Below are 21,159 nucleotides of genomic sequence, written 5' to 3'. Positions count from 1 at the left end.
CAATAGCCCGGATATTTGACCAACCGTAGATAACAGGTAACACGTGCTACTAACAACTACCCTGATGGAGCTAAAAGCCTTAGGTGATCCCGTTTCAACTGCCTACACCCAACCATCTATTCAAAACCCAAAGACCAAAGAAGCTTGACCTAATTCAATCTAGGCAATGACTGGAGGCAAAAACTAACAGAACACAATCTAGACTCATTAGATACTGAGGTTAGGAGGCTGCTCTAGCTAAAAGTGAACCCCTAATTTGATAAAAGTTTTAAACTAATACTGTAAGTTTCAGCTTAATTCTAGCGTTACATGCGTGAACGCACTGAAAACAAAAATTGTTGTTTTATAAATTCTAGATAAATTTAGCCAAGTTCACTCAAACCATTGAACCACTCACAAGATTATTCATAGAGGTTTACACAAACTTTGCTAAAGCGATTGGAATTGCTGAAGCTAGATTTGGAAAACTACTGAATAACTTGATTGGTATAGATTTGGTCTGGAGTTGGCACGGAGCCTCTGCTACTTCTAGCTTGTCACAACAGTGATATTCTGGGAACGCAACCAGGCAAATATTGCCCAAGCAGCTAATAAAAGCTGAGCAATCCGTGTGAGAAGTGACATGAATATTGTGCCAACTGAGATTCCAGATGTCTTGCTAATTGAGCCTCGGATCTTTCGAGACGATCGCGGCTTCTTTTTTGAAAGCTTCAACCACCAAACCTTCAGCGAAAAAACTGGAACCACAGCTACCTTTGTGCAGGACAACCATTCTCGCTCCCAAAAAAATGTGCTACGGGGATTGCATTACCAAATTCAGCAACCGCAAGGAAAGCTAGTGCGGGTCGTTGTCGGGGCTGTGTTTGACGTGGCAGTCGATATTCGTCGGAGTTCTCCTACGTTTGGGCAGTGGGTGGGTCGCTTGCTCAGTGCCGAAAATCAGCAGCAGCTCTGGATACCTGCGGGCTTTGCTCATGGGTTTTTCGTAATTTCGGATGTGGCAGAAGTGCTGTATAAAACGACGGATTACTATGCTCCGGGCGGAGAGCGCTGTATTTTATGGAATGATCCAGATGTGGCGATCGCCTGGCCTTTGGCTGGAGAAACGCCAATCTTGTCCGCGAAAGATCAAACAGGTCAACCCTTTCAAGTTGCAGAAAATTTCGCATGAAACGGATTTTAGTCACTGGGGCTAACGGTCAAGTTGGACAAGAGCTACAGACCTGCCTCACCCCTGGTGGAGAGGTCACAAGCTTCGGACGGGACGCTTTAGACTTAGCCCATCCTGAACAAATTCTTCAGGTAGTAGAAAAGCTACAGCCAGACATAATCGTGAATGCGGCTGCTTACACAGCGGTCGATAAAGCCGAAACTGAATTAGAGCAAGCGATCGCAGTGAATGCAACTGCTACCCAGGTTTTAGCGGAAACCGCACAACGCTTAGGCGCTTTTTTCATTCACATCTCGACCGATTATGTGTTTGACGGCACCCAAAGCCATCCTTACGGAGAAACGGATGCGACCAATCCGCTGGGAGCCTATGGCAAATCTAAACTGATGGGGGAAACGGCGATCGCGCTGAGTACCGCCAACTATGCCGTGATCAGAACTGCTTGGGTTTACGGTAGCTATGGCAAAAGCAATTTTGTGAAAACCATGCTGCGCTTGGGAGCAGAACGCGAAGAAATTCGAGTAGTGGCCGATCAAATTGGAAGTCCCACTTGGGCCAAGGATTTAGCTCAAGCGATCGCTCAGTTTATCCCCCACGCCAGCTCAAAAACTACAGGCATTTACCATTACACCAATAGCGGTGTTGCCAGCTGGTATGACTTTGCTATTGCCATTTTCGAAGAAGCCAAACAACTAGGCTTTCCCCTCAAAATTCAACGAGTGGTGCCGATCACGACTGCCGACTACCCCACACCTGCCCAGCGTCCAGCTTACTCAGTTCTCTCTTGTGCCAAAATAGCGGGAGTTCTGGGAACTTATCCTCCTCACTGGCGACAAGGACTCAAACATATGCTAGCGGAACTTTATACTCAAACCCATGAAAGCACTGATTCTCTCCGGGGGTAAAGGGACAAGGCTACGACCACTCACCTATACGGGAGCCAAACAATTAGTGCCCGTCGCGAACAAACCCATTCTTTGGTATGGGATCGAGGGCATTGTTGCTGCTGGCATCACCGACATTGGCATCATCATTAGCCCGGAAACTGGGGAAGAAGTGAAGGTTAGGACGGGGGATGGCGATCGCTTTGGAGCCAAGATTACCTATATTCAGCAAGACCAACCCGCAGGGCTAGCTCATGCCGTCAAAATAGCTCAACCCTTCTTGGGAGATTCGCCCTTCATCATGTACCTGGGCGACAACCTGATCCAAGATAGCCTAGAGCAATTTTTAGAGAAGTTCACCCAGCAAGACCTAGATGCCTTGATTCTCCTGCGATCGGTGAAGAACCCTAGCGCCTTTGGGGTGGCAGAGGTGGCGGAGGATGGACGGATCATGCGCTTGATTGAGAAGCCCCAGCACCCCCCCTCTGATTTGGCTTTGGTGGGAGTCTACTTCTTCTCACCTGTGATTCATCATGCGATCGACAATATCCAACCGTCCGCGCGGGGAGAACTGGAGATCACAGATGCCATTCAGTACTTGATCGATCAGCAACGCAATGTGCAAGCGACTCAACTGTTGGGTTGGTGGCTAGACACTGGAAAAAAAGATGATTTGCTTGCCGCCAATCAAATTATTCTCGACAGCTACGTGAATCCTCAAATTGTGGGCGAAGTTGATGCTCAGTCACAGGTGAGTGGCAGGGTAGCAATTGGCGGAGGTTCGCAACTGATTAACTGTACGGTGCGTGGCCCTGTGATCATTGGGCAAAACTGTCATTTAGAAAATTGCTTTATTGGGCCTTACAGCAGCATTGGCGATCAAGTGACGCTGATTGACACGGACATTGACCATAGTGTGATTTTGCGTGGCGCTAAAGTCGTCAATATTCATCAGCGCATTGTGGATAGTGTGATTGGTCGCAATGCTTGCTTAACCGTGCATCCCCGTCGGCCCAAAGCCTTGAGATTTATGGTGGGGGATGACTGCCAAATTGAATTGGCCTAATGATCACATGCTGAGTCAAGAGCGAATTGGGATTGTTTTGGCCACTTACAACCCTAATCCGCACTATTTTCGTCAGCAAATTGCATCTATCCAAAGCCAAACTTGGCAAAATTGGGTTTGTCATATTGTGGATGATTGCTCTCAACCTGAATCACAACAAATGATTCGAGACTTGGTGAGCCAAGACGATCGCTTTATCTGCCATTTTCATACGCAAAATCTCAATGCCTATCACAACTTCGAGCGGGGCTTGCAGTATGTCGCTGCTGACCCCACTGTTAGTGCGATCGCCTTTGCCGACCAAGACGATATTTGGCAACCCCATAAGCTGGAGGTATCGATAGAAACGCTGCGAAGCGAGAAAGCGCTGTTGGTACATTCCGACTTAGAACTGATTGATGGTAGCGATCGCACCTTGCACGCTTCCGCTTGGGAGTTTGAGAGCCGCCATCCTGAAAAACTTACCGCTGAGTTATTGCTCTTACGGAACACAGTTACAGGCTGCTCGCTAGTCTTCTGTGCAACCCTATTGCCCTCGGTGCTACCGTTTCCGCCCCAAGCTGAGGTGCAGTGGTACCACGACGTTTGGGTAGCGATCGTGGCAGCACAGTTAGGCCAAGTGGCCCATATACGGCAACCTTTAGTCCGGTACAGAATTCATGGCTCTAACACCATTGGGGTAGTTAGAGACGCGGGTAAGTTCTACCGAGAATTAATCGTTTGGTTCACTAAGAAATGCCGAATCACAGGCAAAAGTTACCTCATTCATCGGAATTTGAGCCAGGCTTTTTATCTGCGCTTTCACCAGCAAGTCAATCCGCAATGGCGAGATCCGTTTAGCGATCGCCACTTGGACTTTGGTCTAGGCATTCTCCGCTTGGGTTGGCAAAGTTGGCAAACAGGTTACGGCTCCGAGGGAATTGCTTTCAGGATCTGGGCCTTGAAAGTATTGTTTGACTTGAAGAAATTACGTCAGAAGTTGACCTTTAAATCATTGAAGGCTAGTTAGAGTGAAGAATGCTTTTTGACTGATGCAAAAAGATATTTTAGTCTCAATTATTTTAGTTAACTACAATGGTGCAGGAGTTATCTTAGACTGCTTAAATTCAATTGAAAAATTTATTCATTCAACTTCTTACGAAGTGATTGTGGTGGATAATGCTTCTACTGATGGCAGTTCAGAATTAGTCGCACAGAAATTTTCTCAAGTTCGCCTAATTCAACAAGCTACAAACTTAGGCTTTGGTACAGGTAATAATGTAGGAGCAAAAGCAGCTAAGGGAAGTTTTTTGTTTTTGCTAAATACCGATACTGTCCTAATTTGTGATCCGTTGCCGCACTTGGTAGAGTTGATCCGAACTCGCCCCGACGTTGGCATAATTGGACCCCAGCTCCTCAACCCCAATAGAACTTTACAGATTTCTGTAGTTCCTGCGATCGGATTGCGAGGAGAATATCACGCTCAGCAACAACTGAAAAAGTATCAAAACCCTCAACATCAGGTATCAATCTGCCAGCAGTTTCAAACTATTCAGGAAGTTGAAATTGTAATTGGAGCAGCAATTTTTGTTAGAAAAGAATTATTTGATAGCTTGGGCGGATTTGATGAAAAATTCTTTATGTACTTCGAAGAGTCGGATCTATGCCAGCGATCGCGCCACCTAGGCTGGAAAATTCTCTACACTCCTAAGACTGCTCTCATTCACCTGCATGGGCATTCCGTGAGCCAACGAGCTGATGCGATGGCGATTGAGTACCGGAGAAGCCAACTTTATTACTATCAAAAGCACCGACCTTCAGTTGAACAGTTATTACTCAGAATCTATCTCTTAATTAAGTTTTCAGGACTCTTTCTAAAAACTTTAAACCCTACATTTAAAAAAATCATTCTATTGTTATTCGACTTTAAGCAATATCCTTTAGGATTGAAACCCAAATCAAGTCTCAATGTCAGTTCTGATTAATCTAGCCTTTTTACCTGAAAGACCGACAGGCTGGGCAACTTATAGCCTTAATTTGCTCAAATCGTTACCCCTTGCAGAAATGCAGGCAGTAAGCCCAATACTGCTAAAAGATAATATAAAAACTTATCCATCTCCGGTTGACTTAACAACAGAGGCTGGAGCTAAAGGACATCTCAAGCGATTACTCTGGACTCAGTTTTATTTACCCAAAATTTATCAGGATTTACATTCTAAATTACTATTTTCTCCTATACCAGAAGCACCTCTCTCGAAAAGCTGTCGAGCGATCGTTACGATTCATGATTTGATTCCTTTGCACTTTCCTCAATGGTTTTCTCAAGCGCAGAAGCTTTATTGTCACTACTACATTCCCGCTGTATTAAGGCAGGCAGAGTATATTATTTGCAATTCGCAAGCAACTGTCCAAGATGTAGTCACTGTTTGTGGCATTTCTAGCAAAAAAGTGACTGCCATTCCACTCGCTTATGATGCTAATAATTTTCGCGATTTGCAGTTACCCCAAAAAAATTATTTCCTTTATTTGGGTCGTCATAATCCGCACAAAAACCCTCAGCGTTTAGTGTCAGCTTTTGCCGCCTTACCTAATTGCTCGGCCTATGAATTGTGGTTTGCTGGCCCCTCTGATCCACGCTACACCCCGGCGCTGCAAGCACAAATTGCAGCACTAAGATTACAACAGCAGGTGAAGTTTCTCAATTATGTGCCTTATACAGAGTTACCCAAGTTGCTCAATCAAGCGATCGCCCTAGTTTTCCCGAGCCTCTGGGAAGGATTTGGTCTGCCTGTATTGGAGGCAATGGCCTGTGGAACTCCCGTGATTACCTCCAATCTGGCTTCTTTACCAGAAGTAGCGGGTGATGCTGCTCTTTTGGTGAACCCTTACCAGGTAGAAGAACTTACAGAGGCAATGCAGGCGATCGCGACAGATGCAAACTTGCGATCGCAACTACGCCAACGTGGGTTAGCCAGAGCTACACAGTTTAGCTGGACAAAAACGGGACAGGCGACCGCAGAAATTTTGCAGCAATATCTTTAGTCGAAATTTTAGTCGAGGAGCAACGCAGATCTGACAGCGTGGGAGATTATCACTTTTGCCAAATAACTAAAAGCACACCACTCACGATTAAACCCAGCCCTACAACTCGACTGAGGGGGATGGTTTCATGGAATAAAAAGTAGCCCAGCATCACAGCAAAAACATAACTCAAGGCTACCGAGGGACCAGCAACACTGAGCTTGACGCGAGTTAAGAGCAAAATATAAGCGATCGCACCAAAGGCATAACAAGTCAGACCAGCAATTAGCTCAGGAGTGAGCAGAATACCGAACACATGGCTCAAAAAATTCTCAGCACTGACCTTACCCAGTTTGAGTGCACCTGCTTTGAGGAAGAATTGCCCCGCAACACTGGCGAGAATTGACATCCACAACAAACCAAATTCTTGCAGGGTCACGAAACTTCCTCACTGAGAATTGCCAGTCTAGTTTACAGGTAGCTCAGGTAAGACTAGAGCTAAAATCGGTTCAAGTTGCCACTTGAGATTCAGTAGAATTTTATGTCCGATCTTGTGCAATCTCCTCCGACTAACGACCAAATTTCTGCTTGGTTACGCGGACTCCTCGCGATCGCCTGGGCCGATGGTAACTTTGACCCTGAGGAGCAAGATTTAATTACTAGCCTGACTCAGCAGGATTTAGCTCCCGTTACCAGCTTAGAAGCTCAAGCCGCAATTACGCCGAGTGAATTAGCGGCTAGTTTGGGCCAAAGTGATGAAATTGCTCAACACTTTTTGCGAACTGCCGTGATGGTCGCGATCGCCGATGGCACCTACTCGGCACAAGAAGATGGTTTGTTAGAGCAGTTTTGCCAAGCCCTGGGTCAGAGCTTAGAAGTCTTAGAAGCATTGCGTCACACTCTCTACAATCCGCAAACTATCCCTTCCGGCAATCAAGTAGCTACAGCCACACCTGCTGTCCTCAACCTCACCGAGGCAGAGAAACACAATTTGCTGCATCCAGTGCGGGAATGGTTGGATGAGCTAGATGTTCAAGATCCTCAGGTAGCTCGATTCCTCTGTAAGTTGATTCCCGCTCAGTGTCCTTTTGAGCGTGATATTCAACTCTTTGGCCGCAAAGTTGTTCATATTCCGCCGCTGTGCAAGCTGAACCCACTTTACGAGCAGTTAGTAGGGCTACGGTTTCGAGCGTTGTCCTATCTGGCGGACAAATGTGGTGAAGACGTAACCCCCTACTGCTAAAAGTTCGCTCCTTGATCACCAGAAGGGCAATCTTATTCGATTACTACTTGGGTTGGCTTATAGTCGGTGCCAAGTTTGTCAGCGCAGAAACCCATCTCCACGGTTTTATTGGGGGCGATGACCTTAGCCCAACCTGGAGCAGTCGCTACATAGCCCGTGGTTTGCTTCCTAAAGTTGCCATTCCAGCTATTTGCGATCGCGGCTTGATTCATTTGAAAAGTCACTTGCCAGTTAGAGCTACTATTCGTCGTACCTGGGTTAGTGACCCGCAGATTAGTACAGAATCCAGAAGCCCACTCGGATTGCATAATGGCTTCTGCTTTTAGTTGCGTCGAAGTAGTTGGCGTAGGAGCAGGAGCAGGCGTGGGATCAGGAGCTGGATTGGGTGCGGGATCAGGAGTTGGAGTTGGACTGGGTGTAGGCGTGGGATCAGGACTAGGTGTTGGAGTCGGACTGGGTGCAGGCGTGGGATCAGGACTAGGTGTTGGAGTTGGACTGGGTGCAGGCGTGGGATCAGGAGTTGGGCTAGGAGTTGGAGCAGGAATGGGAATAGGAGCAGGAATGGGGATAGGGCTAGAAATCGTGCTGTCAATCTGATTTATAGTAGAACCCACCACACCACTCGCTAAGGAGAGCAATGGGCCTAAAAGTTGTTGCTTAGCTGGACTGACGGTACGCCAATCATCTTGCAAGATGCCGCCTGTATCAGCACTGTTAGGATTCCAACTCCAATAGGTAAAGCTGAGGTTTTTCTGGTTAATAAATTCCACGAACTTGCGTTGCCAAATCCCCTCTTTTGAGGTGCTATCAACTTGACGACCGCCAAACTCTCCCACCAAAATGGGCGCGATCCCTTGGGTCGCAATGTAATGAAATCCAGTTTCCCAACGAGCTTTCAGGTTATTGGGAAAGGCTGGATCAGAGAACCAGCTTTGGTCAAGGACGCCAGGACCATACTCGTGGGGAGAATAAACCAGCTTGTTGGCTACAGGTAAGCGCACTGGGTCTTTCTTGACCCCTTCCAAGTTAGCGCCCCACCAATGGTAGGGAAGCTTTTGCCCCGGTACATTTTTCTCGACGCCCTCCACCACAATTAACCAGTGAGGGGCGATCGCCTGAATCGCTTTACCTGCTCGTTCTGCCGCCAGACGCCAATCAGTTGCGGGATCATCCGTGCCCCAACTGGCCCGACCGTGGGGTTCGTTTTTCAGGTCTGCCCCAATGACATTGGACTGGTTCTTATAGCGGGTCGCCAGCATTTTCCAAGTATCGATCCAGTCCGCTTCTGTAAAGCCATCCCCATACCAAAGTTCAGGAATTTTTTGATCGTTGAGCCGATGACTGTCAAGCAGCACCAACAGTCCTTGACGATTGGCTTCTTGAATCACCAAATCCATCACTTGCAGGGGAGTTTTGCCTTGCAGATCGCTATTACTTCCAATGCTGAAATCAACGCCTTGCACAGTACTCGATCGCAACGATTCCACTGAATAAGGTAGCCGAATTAAGTTATAGCCTTGGTCTTTGATTTGGGCCAGCATCTCCTTATAGTCTCGTGCCCACAAACCATGCGGAGCATGGGTCTCAGTTTCGATGCCAAACCAATTGATGCCCCGTAACAGGACTGGCTGACCGCTCGCATCAATGATTCTGGCTCCTTTCGTAGATAGCGGCAGTTGAACATTCGTCGCTGCTGCGGCATTGGGCATTGCACCTGTCTGCAAAGTGAGACCAAAGAGCGAAAGTACAAAAGCTCCTCGATAAAAAGGTCGCCAAAAGCGAGCGGTGCGGGAATTCTGAGCCACATGCTGGCTTTGAGCAGATTGCTGTTGCAGTGTCGTTTGACGTGCCACCGAATTGCCTCCTCTACGATGTCGCGTGGAGTTAGGCAAAGCTGAGTTCCAAAGCAGTGTGAATGAATTTTGTCAGCCCAAAATATTGTCTGAGCCAAGCTTACAGGGATGCTTAATGAGCTGGATAGAGCACAGTTCCAAAATTAAAGTCAGCAGGAACAGAGCCTCCATAAACTGTAAAAACGGAGACTAATGTAGCTGTTAAAGCAAACCTGAGTTAGGGCGATCGCCTAAATTTGAGTAGAAAAAACTTAAACCAAAAATTCCATCAACAATCGAACATCATCATTAGCGACTTAACCTTACGACTGGACTCGGATTATCAGCAATCGTTCGGCGCGAACGGGTAGACGTTATTGCTAACAGAATTCGCGTGATCAAGGGTGATCATTATTCAGAGAACACACAACTGAAAGAAGGAAGGCCGCTGTTCTAGCCCAACGGCTTTCAAGATAACGGATATTACTTCAGCACCCTGGTAATTCAGCACTATTCTGACTGATTTCACACTTTTTGGAGTCAACTTTACACTAACGAAACAAATCTAAATTTTTGGTGAAGCTCTGTCATCCTTAGAATTACTTAGCCGATTGAACATAAGTACAACAACTTAACATAATAAGCTGTAGTTTTTGATACAACGGTTTCTTGAGCCCATAGCTAGCGCTTCTTTCACTCTGTCTGCTCAGCTCGGTAGGTTTACGGTATAAAAATAATTTAAGTCTAGATTTTTTCTTGCTATCTAGAGCAGGTAAGTCTACGCTCTAAAAATGGCGCAAGGCCCAAATCAATTAGTGCGTGGGAGCTACAGACGATGAGTAATGCAATTCAGTGGACCGCAGACGCAGAAGCCCGCCTCAAAGAGATTCCTTTCTTCGTTCGCCCTGCCGCCCGCAAAAAAATCGAAAAGTTTGCTCAAGAAGCAGGCATCAACCAAATCACGGTCGAAGTCTACGAGCAAGCCAAACAAAAATTTGGTTCCAATTAAAGATCAATTGCCCTGCTTTGTGTAGGGCGATCGATATTTAATTTGTTTAAGTAGAGGGCTTAAATCTAGAAGCTATAGTGCTACGCATCAAGTTTAGGGCAAAGGGGGTGTGGGGGCTTCGCCCCCAGCCAGGGGTTTCACCCCTGCACCCCGTCTTAACCTTTATCAGTACTGCTATATCGTCTATTTAGAAGGATGTTTTGATTTTCTCTGGAAGTAACTTATTGAAGAAGTTATCCAATTCTTCTGGCTGACCTGGTGCAAAAATGGAAGAGTCTTCAACAACTTTTGCTTGGTAGTGCTTATTCTCAAAGATCTCCCAAGTAATTTTAGTAGTTAAATTCTTTCCAATAACTCCAGCCAAAAGATCTCTGTACCAATGAATGACAATCGCATAAATGAAGCCACCACCATTTCGAGGAGCAACAGAAATAGGTTCAGTTTGCTGGTATTTAACATTGTCATTGGTATGAACAATGTTAAGAGCACAGTTACCAATAAGGTCACGATACCCATTTAACTTATTTAAAATCTGCCCTCCTATTTCACTAGATGGCTTAGTTAACAAGGATGACCATTCTTGCTGTGTGAGCAGCTGTTTATTACATAAATCATCTGCGTAAGCCTGATTAGGAGATGTAACTAACAAAATTAAAATAATTGAAAGTATCAAAATCATCTTTTTCAAAGTATTTCATTCCTGATTTAAATGATTGGATCTAAACATAAATTACTAAAAAGCTTAGAGAATAAAAATTAAAAAAATATATACCAGTTTTTCATGTCAATCCAGTCAAGGCTGAAAAACTAGATACAGGTATACTAATGGTTACTTTTCTCAAGTTAGCTTATTGCAAATTAGAGTATAAATCACCATAGCGATCGCTCTTTATACCAACCATTAGATGTGCCAGGTTGTTGGTTGTGTGTGGCTAGTTTAATGATGCTGAGGTCTCTTGTGTCCAAGCTAAGACCGTTTCTCCCAGTCCTCGGTTTTTTCTGTGGTTTGCTTTTGGCAGCGATCGCAGCTCAACACAATGTTTTCTTGGTAGGGATACTAATAGGGTTGCCAGGGCTTCATGGGGTACTAATTGCTAGGAGCACGCTTAAGGGCCAGAGGCAAACAAAATTGGATAAAAAATGCCTAATCGGAGAAATTGTCTGTGCTAGTTTTCTGGTTGTGGCTAGTTTAATGATGTTGGCGTCTGTTGCGTTCCATAAAATACCCTTTTTCCCAGCCCTCGCTCTTTTCTGTGGCTTGCTTCTAGCGGCGATCGCGACTCTTCCACTAGTCATTACAGGAGTGCTGAAGGTCATCACAGCAGTGGGACAAAAGCGAGAGGTGTGGCAGAGCGTATTGAAGTTGTTACTAAATTCTTTAGCGCTTCTAATCTATTTGGTGGCTCTAACCTGGATGAGTATGTTCTTAGTCTTCCTGTTGTCCGGCGAGCCTTATATGGGTAACTAAGCATCCGACTTTGATGCAGCCGATCGCGGTTGCTTCGGTTTCTAAAAACTGCAAAAGAAAAGGTAGGAGCGGTACATGACCAACTCCTACCCTTGGGACTAATTAACTTAGATGATTAGCGAAAGACTTAGTAGTCGAAGTCGCCGCCACCCATGCCAGCACCAGCACCAGCAGGAGCGCCATCCTTAGGCTCAGGCTTGTCAACCACAATGCACTCGGTGGTTAGCACCATGCCAGCGATGGAGGCTGCGTTTTGCAGCGCTGAACGGGTAACTTTTGCGGGGTCAACGATACCAGCTTCGAACATGTCAACGAATTCGTTGGTTGCGGCGTTGAAGCCCACGTTGAAGTCTTTCTCTTTGACGCGCTCAGCAATGACCGCACCATTCTGACCTGCGTTCTCAGCAATCCGCTTGAGAGGAGCAGCCAGAGCGCGAGCTACGATCAGGGCACCTGTGAGTTCTTCACCCTTGAGGTTGCCATTTGCCCACTCTTCCAATTGGGGAGAGAGGTGAGCCAAGGTGGTGCCACCGCCAGGAACGATGCCTTCTTCAACCGCAGCCTTGGTGGCGTTGATTGCGTCTTCTAGACGGAGCTTGCGATCCTTCATTTCAGTTTCGGTTGCTGCGCCGACTTTGATTACAGCAACGCCACCTGCTAGTTTAGCCAAGCGCTCTTGCAGCTTCTCTTTGTCATAGGAAGAATCAGTTTCTTCCATTTGACGACGAATTTGTTCAACGCGAGCCTTGACTTGAGCTTCGTTGCCCTCAGCCACGATGGTGGTAGTGTCTTTGGTCAAGGTGACACGACGAGCGCGACCGAGACTATCTAGCTTGGTGGTATCTAGTTTTAGACCTGCATCTTCGGTGATCAACTGACCACCAGTTAGCACAGCAATGTCTTCGAGCATAGCTTTACGGCGATCGCCAAAGCCAGGAGCCTTGACAGCAGCCACGTTCAGCACGCCACGCAAACGGTTGACCACCAAGGTAGCCAGCGCTTCTTTCTCGATGTCTTCTGCAATGATTACCAGAGGACGACCTGCACGAGCGACTTGCTCTAGTACGGGTACTAAGTCTTGCACCAAGGCAATCTTCTTGTCGGTGATCAAGATGAAAGGCTCATCCAGTACTGCTTCCATCCGCTCGGTGTCGGTGGCGAAGTAGGGAGAGATATAGCCTTTGTCAAAGCGCATCCCTTCGGTGATTTCCAACTCAGTGGTCATGGACTTCCCTTCTTCCAAGGAAATCACGCCTTCTTTACCCACCTTGTCCATTGCGTTGGCAATCATTTGGCCAACTTCATCGTCGTTACCCGCAGAGATGGCACCGACTTGCGCGATCGACTTGGAATCTTCTACCGAGCGAGCGTGCTCTTTGATTCTCTCTACCAAGAAGGCAGTTCCTTTATCGATTCCGCGCTTGAGGGAAATCGCGTTGGAACCTGCAGCAACGTTACGCAGACCTTCTTTGACGATGGCGTGAGCCAACACAGTTGCAGTGGTGGTACCGTCACCCGCTGCATCGTTGGTCTTGGAGGCAGCTTGGCGAATCAAGGCAACGCCAGTGTTCTCAACGTGATCTTCGAGTTCAATTTCTTTGGCGATCGTGACACCATCGTTCACGATTTGAGGTGCGCCGAACTTCTTCTCTAGAACTACGTTGCGACCTTTGGGACCCAAGGTGACAGCCACGGCTTCAGCCAGGATGTCCATTCCTTTTTCCAGGGCACGACGAGCGTTTTCGTTATAAATGATGCGCTTAGCCATAGGGATTTGAGTTCAGTAATAAGGACAACGAATCGGATTGAGTCTTGAAAGCTTTTGGCGTTTAGTGATTAGTAGTTAGCTTGTAACGGTCAGCCTCAGGGTGCAGCATTTTCCTACCCCCGGCAGCTAATGGCTAATGACTAAAGGACTTCTAACTATGAAACAACCGCAAGAATATCTTTCTCAGAGAGTAGTACGTACTCTTCGGTACCCAGTTTGATGTCGGTACCAGCGTATTTGGAGTACAGCACTTTGTCTCCAATCTTTACTTCCAGTTCCTGACGACCACCATTGTCGTTATGCTTGCCAGGACCCACTTGGACAACTTCTCCAACTTGAGGCTTTTCCTTCGCGTTGTCGGGCAGGAGGATGCCACCTGCAGTTTTTTCTTCAGCCGCGCTTACTTTAACAAATACGCGATCGCCCAAAGGCTTAACGGTAGAAACGCTGAGAGATACAGCTGCCATAAAAAAATTCTCCACACTACAGGTTAGATTCAGTTCAATTTCAGCAGGCTCACTCTAGTCAAGCCCAATCTGAAATGTCGTAACCCATGCTGTAGCGCTAAGGTTGATGCAAAGCTAAATTAGTTTGCTTGCCTAAGCCACCAGCAGCGATTCAGCCCAAGACTTTAACTAAGATTTTGAGCTGAGCTTTTGTCCACAGTCATAGGTCAATCTGATCTGAGGGATTGAGGCGTTAGCACTCTCCATCCCTGAGTGCTAATCTACCCAAGGTTAGAGACGATTGCAACTGATTCGGCTGTACGGGTTCCCGAACTCAATCTTGCTGGTTTGTTGAACCCGTAGTCATGAGCGATCGCCATTGTTGTTGCCTTCTGGGGGGTTCGGGCTGAGGTAGTCAAGGCGATCGCGCTGCTTTTAGGCTTCCATCTGGCCTGGATCTAACAGGAACAAAATTAATTTTGTTTCTAACCCAAAAACCCGTGTTTTTACTAGCTGATTCAGGAATCGAGTTCTAAATATCTGTATAGGTCTAATGACCCAGAATCAGGTTCCCGTCTTGCAGATTACTTGCTGTCAGAATCTTATTTGCTAAGCTGGCCTTAATTCGCTCACTCTTCACAATTAGTCTTGCGGTGTATTTTTTTAGATAATTCTAGGTGGAACTACTAGAAATCTTAAAAACCCCATGCCAACTTAACGTTAGAAGTTTTGGGACTTTAGGGTTCGCGATCCGGGATCAAGTGAGTCCATTCCTACTGAGTCGTCGCTCTCCACGCCAAGATTTTCTCAGTCACGCAAAGAGCTTGAGCTTGGAAGCTTCAACCCCATCCTGCATTCTAGAGAGCCATGGACTTTATGGGGATCTCTATCAATACAGCCATCAGATCTTTCCTCATTGCCCTGGCACTTTCAACTAGTAGTGGTAGTGGAGTACAAGCAGCCTTGCTGTTTGAGCGGGGACTGCCTACCGAAAACATCAACAACACCGCTCCCAACAATCCTGCCACTGATCAAGACCGCAGCAACGTTAGTTGGGGCTTTGCTGATCTGATCAGCTCTGGTTATTCCTACCCGATCGGAGATGATTTTGTCCTGGGAACTACAGGCCAAACTTATTTAGTTGACACGTTGCGAGTGTGGGTTGTGATTGGTGTCGTCAATACAACAGCAACCATTTCTGACCATTTCTGGCAAAGCTTTACCCTATGGGGCGGTCAGGTTGAGGCAGGGATAGCTGGCCTGAGTACACTCCACACAGGGCCGACGAATGGTTCTGATCTCCAAGTCAATATTTCTCAAGTGACTTATAGCAATGGCGAAAACTATTGGGCTGAGCCAGTGCAGCTTTATCGCAAAATTTGGCAAATAGACTTCAGCGGCCTTAACTGGACGGTAAAAGGAGGCAATCTCTACCAATTCTTTGTGGATGGGAGCGGCTTCACCAGTGCGGGAATTTGGAACGTTTTTCCTACCTTGCATGCTTCTAATGCAGATTTGAGTGATTCCTCGCAAGCAGGGGCAGATGATTTCTATCGGCTATTGCGGATTTACCAAGGAACGCCAGATTATGTGGGCACCTGGAACTCCAATAACGATGGCTTGCCTGGAACGTACCGTGCTAGTGGTTCACCCGGAGTTGGCGGCTGGAATAAGTCATCGGATGTTAATGTGCAAATTTATGGCAACCTGTTTCCTAGAAGTAACCCAGCGACAATTCCTGAACCCACTTCCGTTGGCGGTCTGCTGGGGATCGGTGTATTTGGGATCGGTGTCTGGCTAAAAAGGAAGCGGAGCGATCGCAGGCTATAAAGCTTCAAAGATTACATAACTTTACTGAGAAGAATTGCGCTTAAATCTTGCATCCGAAGGTCTTCTGAGTCTCGTAGCTAGGCTTGCCAATCTTTCTATATGAAATCTTTATTGTTAGAGCTAAAGTATAATTCAATCGTGAAGCTTAGGGGTAAATACTAGTATTGTCTTAGGATAACGTGACAAATTTGCAGTGAAGGATCAGCTCAACTGCGATCGCCACTATTACTTCAGAACCAATCCTCTACACCCCTTCAAAGCATCTATTAACCCCTATCCTGTTGCGATCGCCATTAGAGCTGCGAATCGATACTAGCAACAGTAGGTCTCAAGGAGATATTTTTATGGCCCGCTCACTCATCACCAAGTTGTTGCTCACCACAGGGGCAGCATTGATCACTCTGGCTAGCGCTAGTAGTTCAGCTCAAGCTGCCACTCTGCTTTCAACCACGGAAGGCAACGTAGGAACCGTTGATCCCTCAACTGGCATATTTACCCCCCAGGTTACGGGTCCAGTTTTCACAGATATTGCCTTATCAAAAAGCAGTGATCTTTTTGGCGTTACCTTCGGGCAGTTATTCAACATCAATGTCAGTACCGGGAGTTTATCTCTCATTGGCAATTTAGGCGCAACCTTAAATTCTTTGGGGTTCTCTGATGCTGATGTGCTTTATGGGACTGGTGGCTCGGGTTTATATCAGATCAATCAAGTAACTGGTGCAGCCTCGCTAGTGGCGAGCATTCCTAATTTTGTGAGTAGTGGCGATATTGTCTTTGACTCAGCCAATCAGCGATTTTTAGCAACGTCGCTTCATGGAGCTAGCGATCGCTTGTTCTCTATTGGCTTGGATGGTGCTGCGACTCAGATTGGAGAGATTGGCTTTAGAGATGTTTACGGCTTGTTCTTTGAACAAGGCAAACTATGGGGCTATACTCGCGATCGCCAACAGATCATAATTGACCCAACGACAGGCACTGGAACTTTTGATAAGACTGTCACAGGCATAACCGGAGAGATTTGGGGTTCTGCTTCCCTAGCTGAAACAGATCCCAAAACCTCTGTGCCTGAGCCAACCTCCCTACTGGGCTTGCTAGGCGCAGCTCTTTTAGGGGGGCGTTCTGCATTGCAGCGATACCAAAGAACCTAACTGACTACATCGCCTGCCATCATCTGCCATGAATTAACTGTTAATGGACAGCTGCCGAACTGTTTGTGTCTCTAGTCACTAAGGAAATAGATCATCCAAGGAAACGGCGGTTATTGATCATCGTTTCTGCATTATGAGAGGCATACCTTAAGGAGGTGTGCCTCTCATGAACCATTTAGAGATGGGTGAAGTGTGAAATTGAGGCCAACTTCAAAAAGATTTACGATTCCCCTTCAGTGATAAGCTGGAGGATGGCGACTTTTAAGACTGTCCTTAAGTACTCGAAATAGCTGTTCACAACATAGGCGCGAGCATGGTCACCACGGCAGAAAAGACAAATGTTGGTTACGTTTCCCAAGTCATCGGTCCCGTTTTAGACGTTAGATTTCCTAACGGTAAGATGCCGAGGATCTATAACGCTTTAAAGATCGAAGGTAGAAATGCAGCGGGGCAAGACGTTTCTATTACTTGCGAAGTGCAACAGCTTCTAGGCGACAACCAAGTTCGTGCCGTCGCCATGAGTTCCACCGATGGCTTGGTGCGTGGAATGGAAGCCGTTGATACAGGTGCTCCTATCAGCGTGCCTGTGGGTACTCCTACCCTAGGCCGAATTTTTAACGTGCTGGGTGAGCCAATTGACAACAAAGGCCCAGTTGATACTCAAGAAACTTTCCCCATCCACCGTGACGCTCCCAAATTAACCGATCTAGAAACGACACCCTCAGTATTTGAAACCGGAATCAAAGTGATCGACCTGCTGACCCCCTACCGTCGGGGTGGCAAGATTGGTCTGTTCGGTGGTGCGGGTGTCGGCAAAACCGTCATCATGATGGAATTGATCAACAACATCGCTACCCAGCACGGGGGAGTCTCCGTATTTGGTGGTGTAGGCGAGCGCACCCGTGAAGGGAACGACCTCTACAACGAAATGATGGAATCTGGGGTTATCAAGAAGGACAACCTCAACGATTCCAAGATTGCTCTCGTGTACGGTCAGATGAACGAACCACCCGGAGCTAGAATGCGGGTAGGTTTGACTGCTCTGACGATGGCTGAGTACTTCCGCGATGTTAACAAGCAAGACGTATTGCTGTTCATTGACAACATTTTCCGCTTTGTTCAAGCGGGTTCTGAAGTATCGGCGCTATTGGGTCGGATGCCTTCTGCGGTAGGATACCAGCCCACACTTGGTACTGACGTAGGTGACTTGCAAGAGCGGATTACTTCCACCACGGAAGGTTCCATTACTTCGATTCAAGCGGTTTACGTGCCTGCGGATGACTTGACTGACCCCGCACCTGCAACCACCTTTGCTCACTTGGATGGCACCACTGTACTCTCCCGGGGTCTGGCTTCCAAAGGGATTTATCCTGCAGTAGATCCCCTAGACTCTACTTCCACCATGCTTCAACCCAGCATTGTCGGAGATGAGCACTACAACACCGCTCGTGCAGTCCAATCGACTCTACAGCGCTACAAAGAGCTGCAAGACATCATCGCCATTCTTGGTTTGGATGAATTGTCCGAAGATGACCGTCTCATCGTGGCGCGGGCTCGTAAGATTGAGCGTTTCTTGTCTCAGCCCTTCTTTGTTGCAGAGGTGTTCACAGGTTCTCCTGGTAAGTATGTCTCCATTGAGAATACAATCAAGGGCTTCCAGATGATTCTGGGCGGTGAGTTGGATGCGCTGCCTGAGCAAGCCTTCTACCTGGTAGGAGACATTAACGAAGCGATCGCTAAAGCCGAAAAAATGAAGGCAGAAGGCAAATAGCAACGATATGACATTAACTGTACGTGTAATTGCCCCAGACAAAACTGTTTGGGATTCTACGGCTGAGGAAGTTGTCTTGCCTAGCACGACTGGGCAATTGGGCATCCTGAGCGGCCATGCTCCCCTACTCACCGCCTTGGAAACTGGCGTTATGCGCGTCCGTCCTGGTAAGGATTGGGTCGCGATCGCACTGATGGGCGGTTTTGCAGAAGTTGAAGCTGACGAAGTCACCATTTTGGTGAATGGTGCCGAACGCGGTGAAGCGATCGACTTGGAAAAAGCTCGTACTGCTTACTCTGAAGCACAAGCTCGCATCAACCAAGTACAAAACGGTACCCGTCAAGAACAAATTCAAGCCACCCAAGCTCTCAAGCGGGCACGTGCCCGTCTGCAAGCCGCAGGTGGTGTTGTGCAGCTTTAATCGAGCCTTAATTACTTTCAGTCTTAACTCCCTTTGGTCACTGGCTAGAGGGAGTTTTTTATAGACAACTTACTAATCTTTATCAGGGCTTCACTAAAGGCACGTAAAATCACAAAATTCCTTCTATCTTGTGCTGCTAGACTGTTGCCGAACCAGACTTTTTGTACTTGTTTTCAAGTTTTTGTTGAGGCACTTCATACCTAACAGCTTGAAGCTAGAAAGGTTTAATAAATTAATTGAGATTCAGTAGGGGCATTAGAGATGAAACTTCGGCTGATTTTATCCTCGCTGATATTGGCTCCATTACTGAATTTAGTTCATCCAATTTCAATCGTACTTTCCCAAGAAAAGGCTGAGTTGGCTCTTGCCGAAGCTGAGCTGTTGACTTCTCTGGCTGGGGATTATGCCACTATCGGGCAAAAGAATCAGGCGATCGCTCTACTAGAAGATTCTTTATCTCTTAATCAATCACTAATAGAGCCTTGCCCCAAACTTAGACTTTTGGCTGGTGTTGCAGGTCAGTATGCATTTGTCGGACAAAAGATTAAAAGCTCAGAGATATTTTCCCAGGCTCGAAGCATTCTGAAGGCAACTAAATATTGCGGGCCAGAGCCCTCTGGTTCTAGTAGGAGTTACCCTACAACTTGGATTGCAGTAGCATTTCTCAATCATGCTAGGGTAGGCCAATATGATACAGCCTTTCAAATTGCAACTGGTTTTGGTGATCAATATATTGAACCTATTCAGAGTGATCTGGAATATAGCAAGGCCATTGATGATCCCAAATTGATCAAATTAAATATTGCACTCCAGCTTAAATTAGCTGATTTCTATTTCAGAACCAAAGAATTTAACAAAGCTAGAACAATATGGCTTGGTTTAGCTGACTACTATAAGGAGCAGGGAGAAACTGAACAGACAACTAAGTTTCAAAACTTGGCTTCAAAGATTGATCCAATCAAAGATGACTCTTTGAGCAACCAATCTCCAGAAGAGAAAGCTAAAAGTACTCTCTTTCACTGTTTTCTCGAATCAGAGTTACTTCGTCCGGATGCAAGGTGGGCACTTACAAGCACTCTAAGTCCAAGCGAGTTGAGACCACTTCTCAAACTCTGTAAAGAAGAAAAACTTACTGAACAAGACACAGAAATTATCGAACAGATCTTTCAGGCTTTCGAGAGGATATCTGGGCCTGTACGAAAAATTTCAGCGCCAATTCAGCGTGCTGATGAACTAGCTATGGTCGCAAACATTTATGGATCGCTCAAGAAAGATATAGAGGCGACTAAACTTCTTGACGAAGCTCTATTAAGCCTGAAGTTCGGTCTCAACTCCAAACTTGACGATCGCTCTGAAGCAAGTCCTGCACTTGTTGCAATTATCGACGGCTATCTAAACATACAACGAGTCGATCGAGCGCTCGAAGTGGCTCAGATGGTGCGAGATGGTGAAATTAAATTGGCAGCTCCTGATTTTGCTGACATTGCTGTTGGACCTAAGTTTGCTTACGACAGTTTGATGCCACCTGTCGTAGCCTTCTACGCGAAAACAGGAAAATTTGAATCAGCACTTCAGCTTGCATACAGCCTTGGTAGGGGGCATCGAGACGACGCACTGCTCAGAATTGTTCAGCAATATGCGTCGATCGGGCAACATGATAAAGCACTTCAGACGGCTCAAGCGATCAAAGGGCTTGAGTTTCAAAACAAAGCTAGAGTCATTTACGACATTCTGGCAAAAGCGATCGAGGCAGGCAATTTAGAATGGGCAAGACAAGCGACTCAGCGTCTCAACTGGAAAGCCCAAGCAACAGAGTCAATTACGCAGGAACTTGAACAGGCGAGTGCTTCTAGCCTTGTTTATCGCGATCGCCTATTGCTGATGATTGCTCGTGAATATGCTGAGTCAAAACAATTTACTCAGGCACTCAGCACCACTACTCAAATTAGTATGGATGAATCTGGTAAGGTGCACAAAGCCGAGGCCCTTAGCGCGATCGCTCGGCAGTACGCCAAATCAGGGCAACCAAAAGAATCAATTGGGTTACTCAATCAAGCCGTGGAGATTGCCCGCTCTATTTCACCCAACTAACCTCCCCAACT

Annotated in this window: 19 protein-coding genes; 14 read left to right on the top strand and 5 right to left on the bottom strand. The window is 46.7% G+C overall.

Annotated features, from left to right (window positions below; all coding sequences use genetic code 11):
• Window positions 1-622 precede the first annotated feature (622 nt).
• The 6 genes from rfbC to KME12_04790 are packed head-to-tail and all read left to right on the top strand — an operon-like array spanning window position 623 to window position 6,142.
• A complete protein-coding gene (gene rfbC, locus KME12_04815) occupies window positions 623-1,171 on the top strand; it encodes a dTDP-4-dehydrorhamnose 3,5-epimerase (protein MBW4487092.1) in 549 nt (182 codons plus the stop codon).
• Window positions 1,168-2,076, top strand: a complete 909-nt coding sequence (rfbD, locus tag KME12_04810) for a dTDP-4-dehydrorhamnose reductase (protein MBW4487091.1) — start codon at window positions 1,168-1,170, stop codon at window positions 2,074-2,076. The genes rfbC and rfbD overlap by 4 nt, the downstream gene beginning before the upstream one ends.
• Complete coding sequence (locus KME12_04805; protein MBW4487090.1) at window positions 2,048-3,121, top strand: glucose-1-phosphate thymidylyltransferase; 1,074 nt, start codon at window positions 2,048-2,050, stop codon at window positions 3,119-3,121. The genes rfbD and KME12_04805 overlap by 29 nt, the downstream gene beginning before the upstream one ends.
• Window positions 3,096-4,130 carry a glycosyltransferase family 2 protein gene (locus tag KME12_04800; GenBank protein MBW4487089.1) on the top strand — a complete coding sequence of 345 codons (1,035 nt, stop codon included), beginning with the start codon at window positions 3,096-3,098 and terminating at the stop codon, window positions 4,128-4,130. Before KME12_04805 ends, KME12_04800 begins: the two co-directional genes overlap by 26 nt.
• A gap of 22 nt (window positions 4,131-4,152) precedes the next feature.
• Window positions 4,153-5,085 carry a glycosyltransferase family 2 protein gene (locus tag KME12_04795; protein ID MBW4487088.1) on the top strand — a complete coding sequence of 311 codons (933 nt, stop codon included), beginning with the start codon at window positions 4,153-4,155 and terminating at the stop codon, window positions 5,083-5,085.
• Entirely contained in the window at window positions 5,069-6,142 is a 1,074-nt protein-coding gene (locus tag KME12_04790; GenBank protein MBW4487087.1) for a glycosyltransferase family 4 protein, read from the top strand. The genes KME12_04795 and KME12_04790 overlap by 17 nt, the downstream gene beginning before the upstream one ends.
• Before the next feature lie 49 nt (window positions 6,143-6,191).
• Here the strand turns inward: KME12_04790 and KME12_04785 are convergent, their stop codons facing one another.
• Window positions 6,192-6,560: an EamA family transporter gene (locus tag KME12_04785; GenBank protein MBW4487086.1), complete on the bottom strand. Its 369-nt coding sequence runs from the start codon at window positions 6,558-6,560 to the stop codon at window positions 6,192-6,194.
• Window positions 6,561-6,662: 102 nt separating this feature from the next.
• Here KME12_04785 and KME12_04780 point away from each other — a divergent pair, with 102 nt between their 5' ends.
• Window positions 6,663-7,364 (top strand): nitrogenase, encoded by a 702-nt coding sequence (locus KME12_04780; protein MBW4487085.1) that lies wholly within the window; start codon window positions 6,663-6,665, stop codon window positions 7,362-7,364.
• A gap of 32 nt (window positions 7,365-7,396) precedes the next feature.
• Here KME12_04780 and KME12_04775 read toward each other — a convergent pair whose 3' ends face one another.
• Window positions 7,397-9,217, bottom strand: coding sequence for a cellulase family glycosylhydrolase (locus KME12_04775; GenBank protein MBW4487084.1), 1,821 nt, complete (start codon window positions 9,215-9,217; stop codon window positions 7,397-7,399).
• An 814-nt stretch (window positions 9,218-10,031) separates the two neighbouring features.
• Here KME12_04775 and KME12_04770 point away from each other — a divergent pair.
• Window positions 10,032-10,205 (top strand): PCP reductase family protein, encoded by a 174-nt coding sequence (locus KME12_04770; protein ID MBW4487083.1) that lies wholly within the window; start codon window positions 10,032-10,034, stop codon window positions 10,203-10,205.
• A 187-nt stretch (window positions 10,206-10,392) separates the two neighbouring features.
• On the opposite strand, the gene KME12_04765 is transcribed toward KME12_04770, so the two are convergent.
• Window positions 10,393-10,893 (bottom strand): hypothetical protein, encoded by a 501-nt coding sequence (locus tag KME12_04765; GenBank protein ID MBW4487082.1) that lies wholly within the window; start codon window positions 10,891-10,893, stop codon window positions 10,393-10,395.
• Window positions 10,894-11,334: 441 nt separating this feature from the next.
• Here KME12_04765 and KME12_04760 point away from each other — a divergent pair, with 441 nt between their 5' ends.
• Entirely contained in the window at window positions 11,335-11,673 is a 339-nt protein-coding gene (locus tag KME12_04760) for a hypothetical protein (GenBank protein ID MBW4487081.1), read from the top strand.
• A 127-nt stretch (window positions 11,674-11,800) separates the two neighbouring features.
• On the opposite strand, the gene groL is transcribed toward KME12_04760, so the two are convergent.
• Window positions 11,801-13,441, bottom strand: coding sequence for a chaperonin GroEL (gene groL, locus KME12_04755; protein MBW4487080.1), 1,641 nt, complete (start codon window positions 13,439-13,441; stop codon window positions 11,801-11,803).
• A gap of 155 nt (window positions 13,442-13,596) precedes the next feature.
• On the bottom strand, window positions 13,597-13,908 hold the full coding sequence (gene groES / locus KME12_04750) for a co-chaperone GroES (protein ID MBW4487079.1): 312 nt from the start codon (window positions 13,906-13,908) through the stop codon (window positions 13,597-13,599).
• 855 nt (window positions 13,909-14,763) lie between these two features.
• On the opposite strand from groES, the gene KME12_04745 reads away from it, so the two are divergent.
• The 5 genes from KME12_04745 (at window position 14,764) to KME12_04725 (ending at window position 21,148) form a co-directional block, all read left to right on the top strand.
• On the top strand, window positions 14,764-15,717 hold the full coding sequence (locus KME12_04745) for a PEP-CTERM sorting domain-containing protein (protein ID MBW4487078.1): 954 nt from the start codon (window positions 14,764-14,766) through the stop codon (window positions 15,715-15,717).
• A 344-nt stretch (window positions 15,718-16,061) separates the two neighbouring features.
• Complete coding sequence (locus tag KME12_04740) at window positions 16,062-16,865, top strand: PEP-CTERM sorting domain-containing protein (GenBank protein ID MBW4487077.1); 804 nt, start codon at window positions 16,062-16,064, stop codon at window positions 16,863-16,865.
• A gap of 313 nt (window positions 16,866-17,178) precedes the next feature.
• Window positions 17,179-18,636 (top strand): F0F1 ATP synthase subunit beta, encoded by a 1,458-nt coding sequence (gene atpD, locus KME12_04735; GenBank protein MBW4487076.1) that lies wholly within the window; start codon window positions 17,179-17,181, stop codon window positions 18,634-18,636.
• Window positions 18,637-18,643: 7 nt separating this feature from the next.
• On the top strand, window positions 18,644-19,057 hold the full coding sequence (locus tag KME12_04730; GenBank protein ID MBW4487075.1) for a F0F1 ATP synthase subunit epsilon: 414 nt from the start codon (window positions 18,644-18,646) through the stop codon (window positions 19,055-19,057).
• Between the two features lie 1,239 nt (window positions 19,058-20,296).
• Complete coding sequence (locus tag KME12_04725; protein MBW4487074.1) at window positions 20,297-21,148, top strand: hypothetical protein; 852 nt, start codon at window positions 20,297-20,299, stop codon at window positions 21,146-21,148.
• The last annotated feature ends 11 nt before the right edge of the window (window positions 21,149-21,159 follow it).

The sequence above is a fragment of the Trichocoleus desertorum ATA4-8-CV12 genome, from assembly GCA_019358975.1.
Classification (GTDB): domain Bacteria; phylum Cyanobacteriota; class Cyanobacteriia; order FACHB-46; family FACHB-46; genus Trichocoleus; species Trichocoleus desertorum_A.
This window is presented reverse-complemented; position numbering and strand designations above follow the sequence as displayed.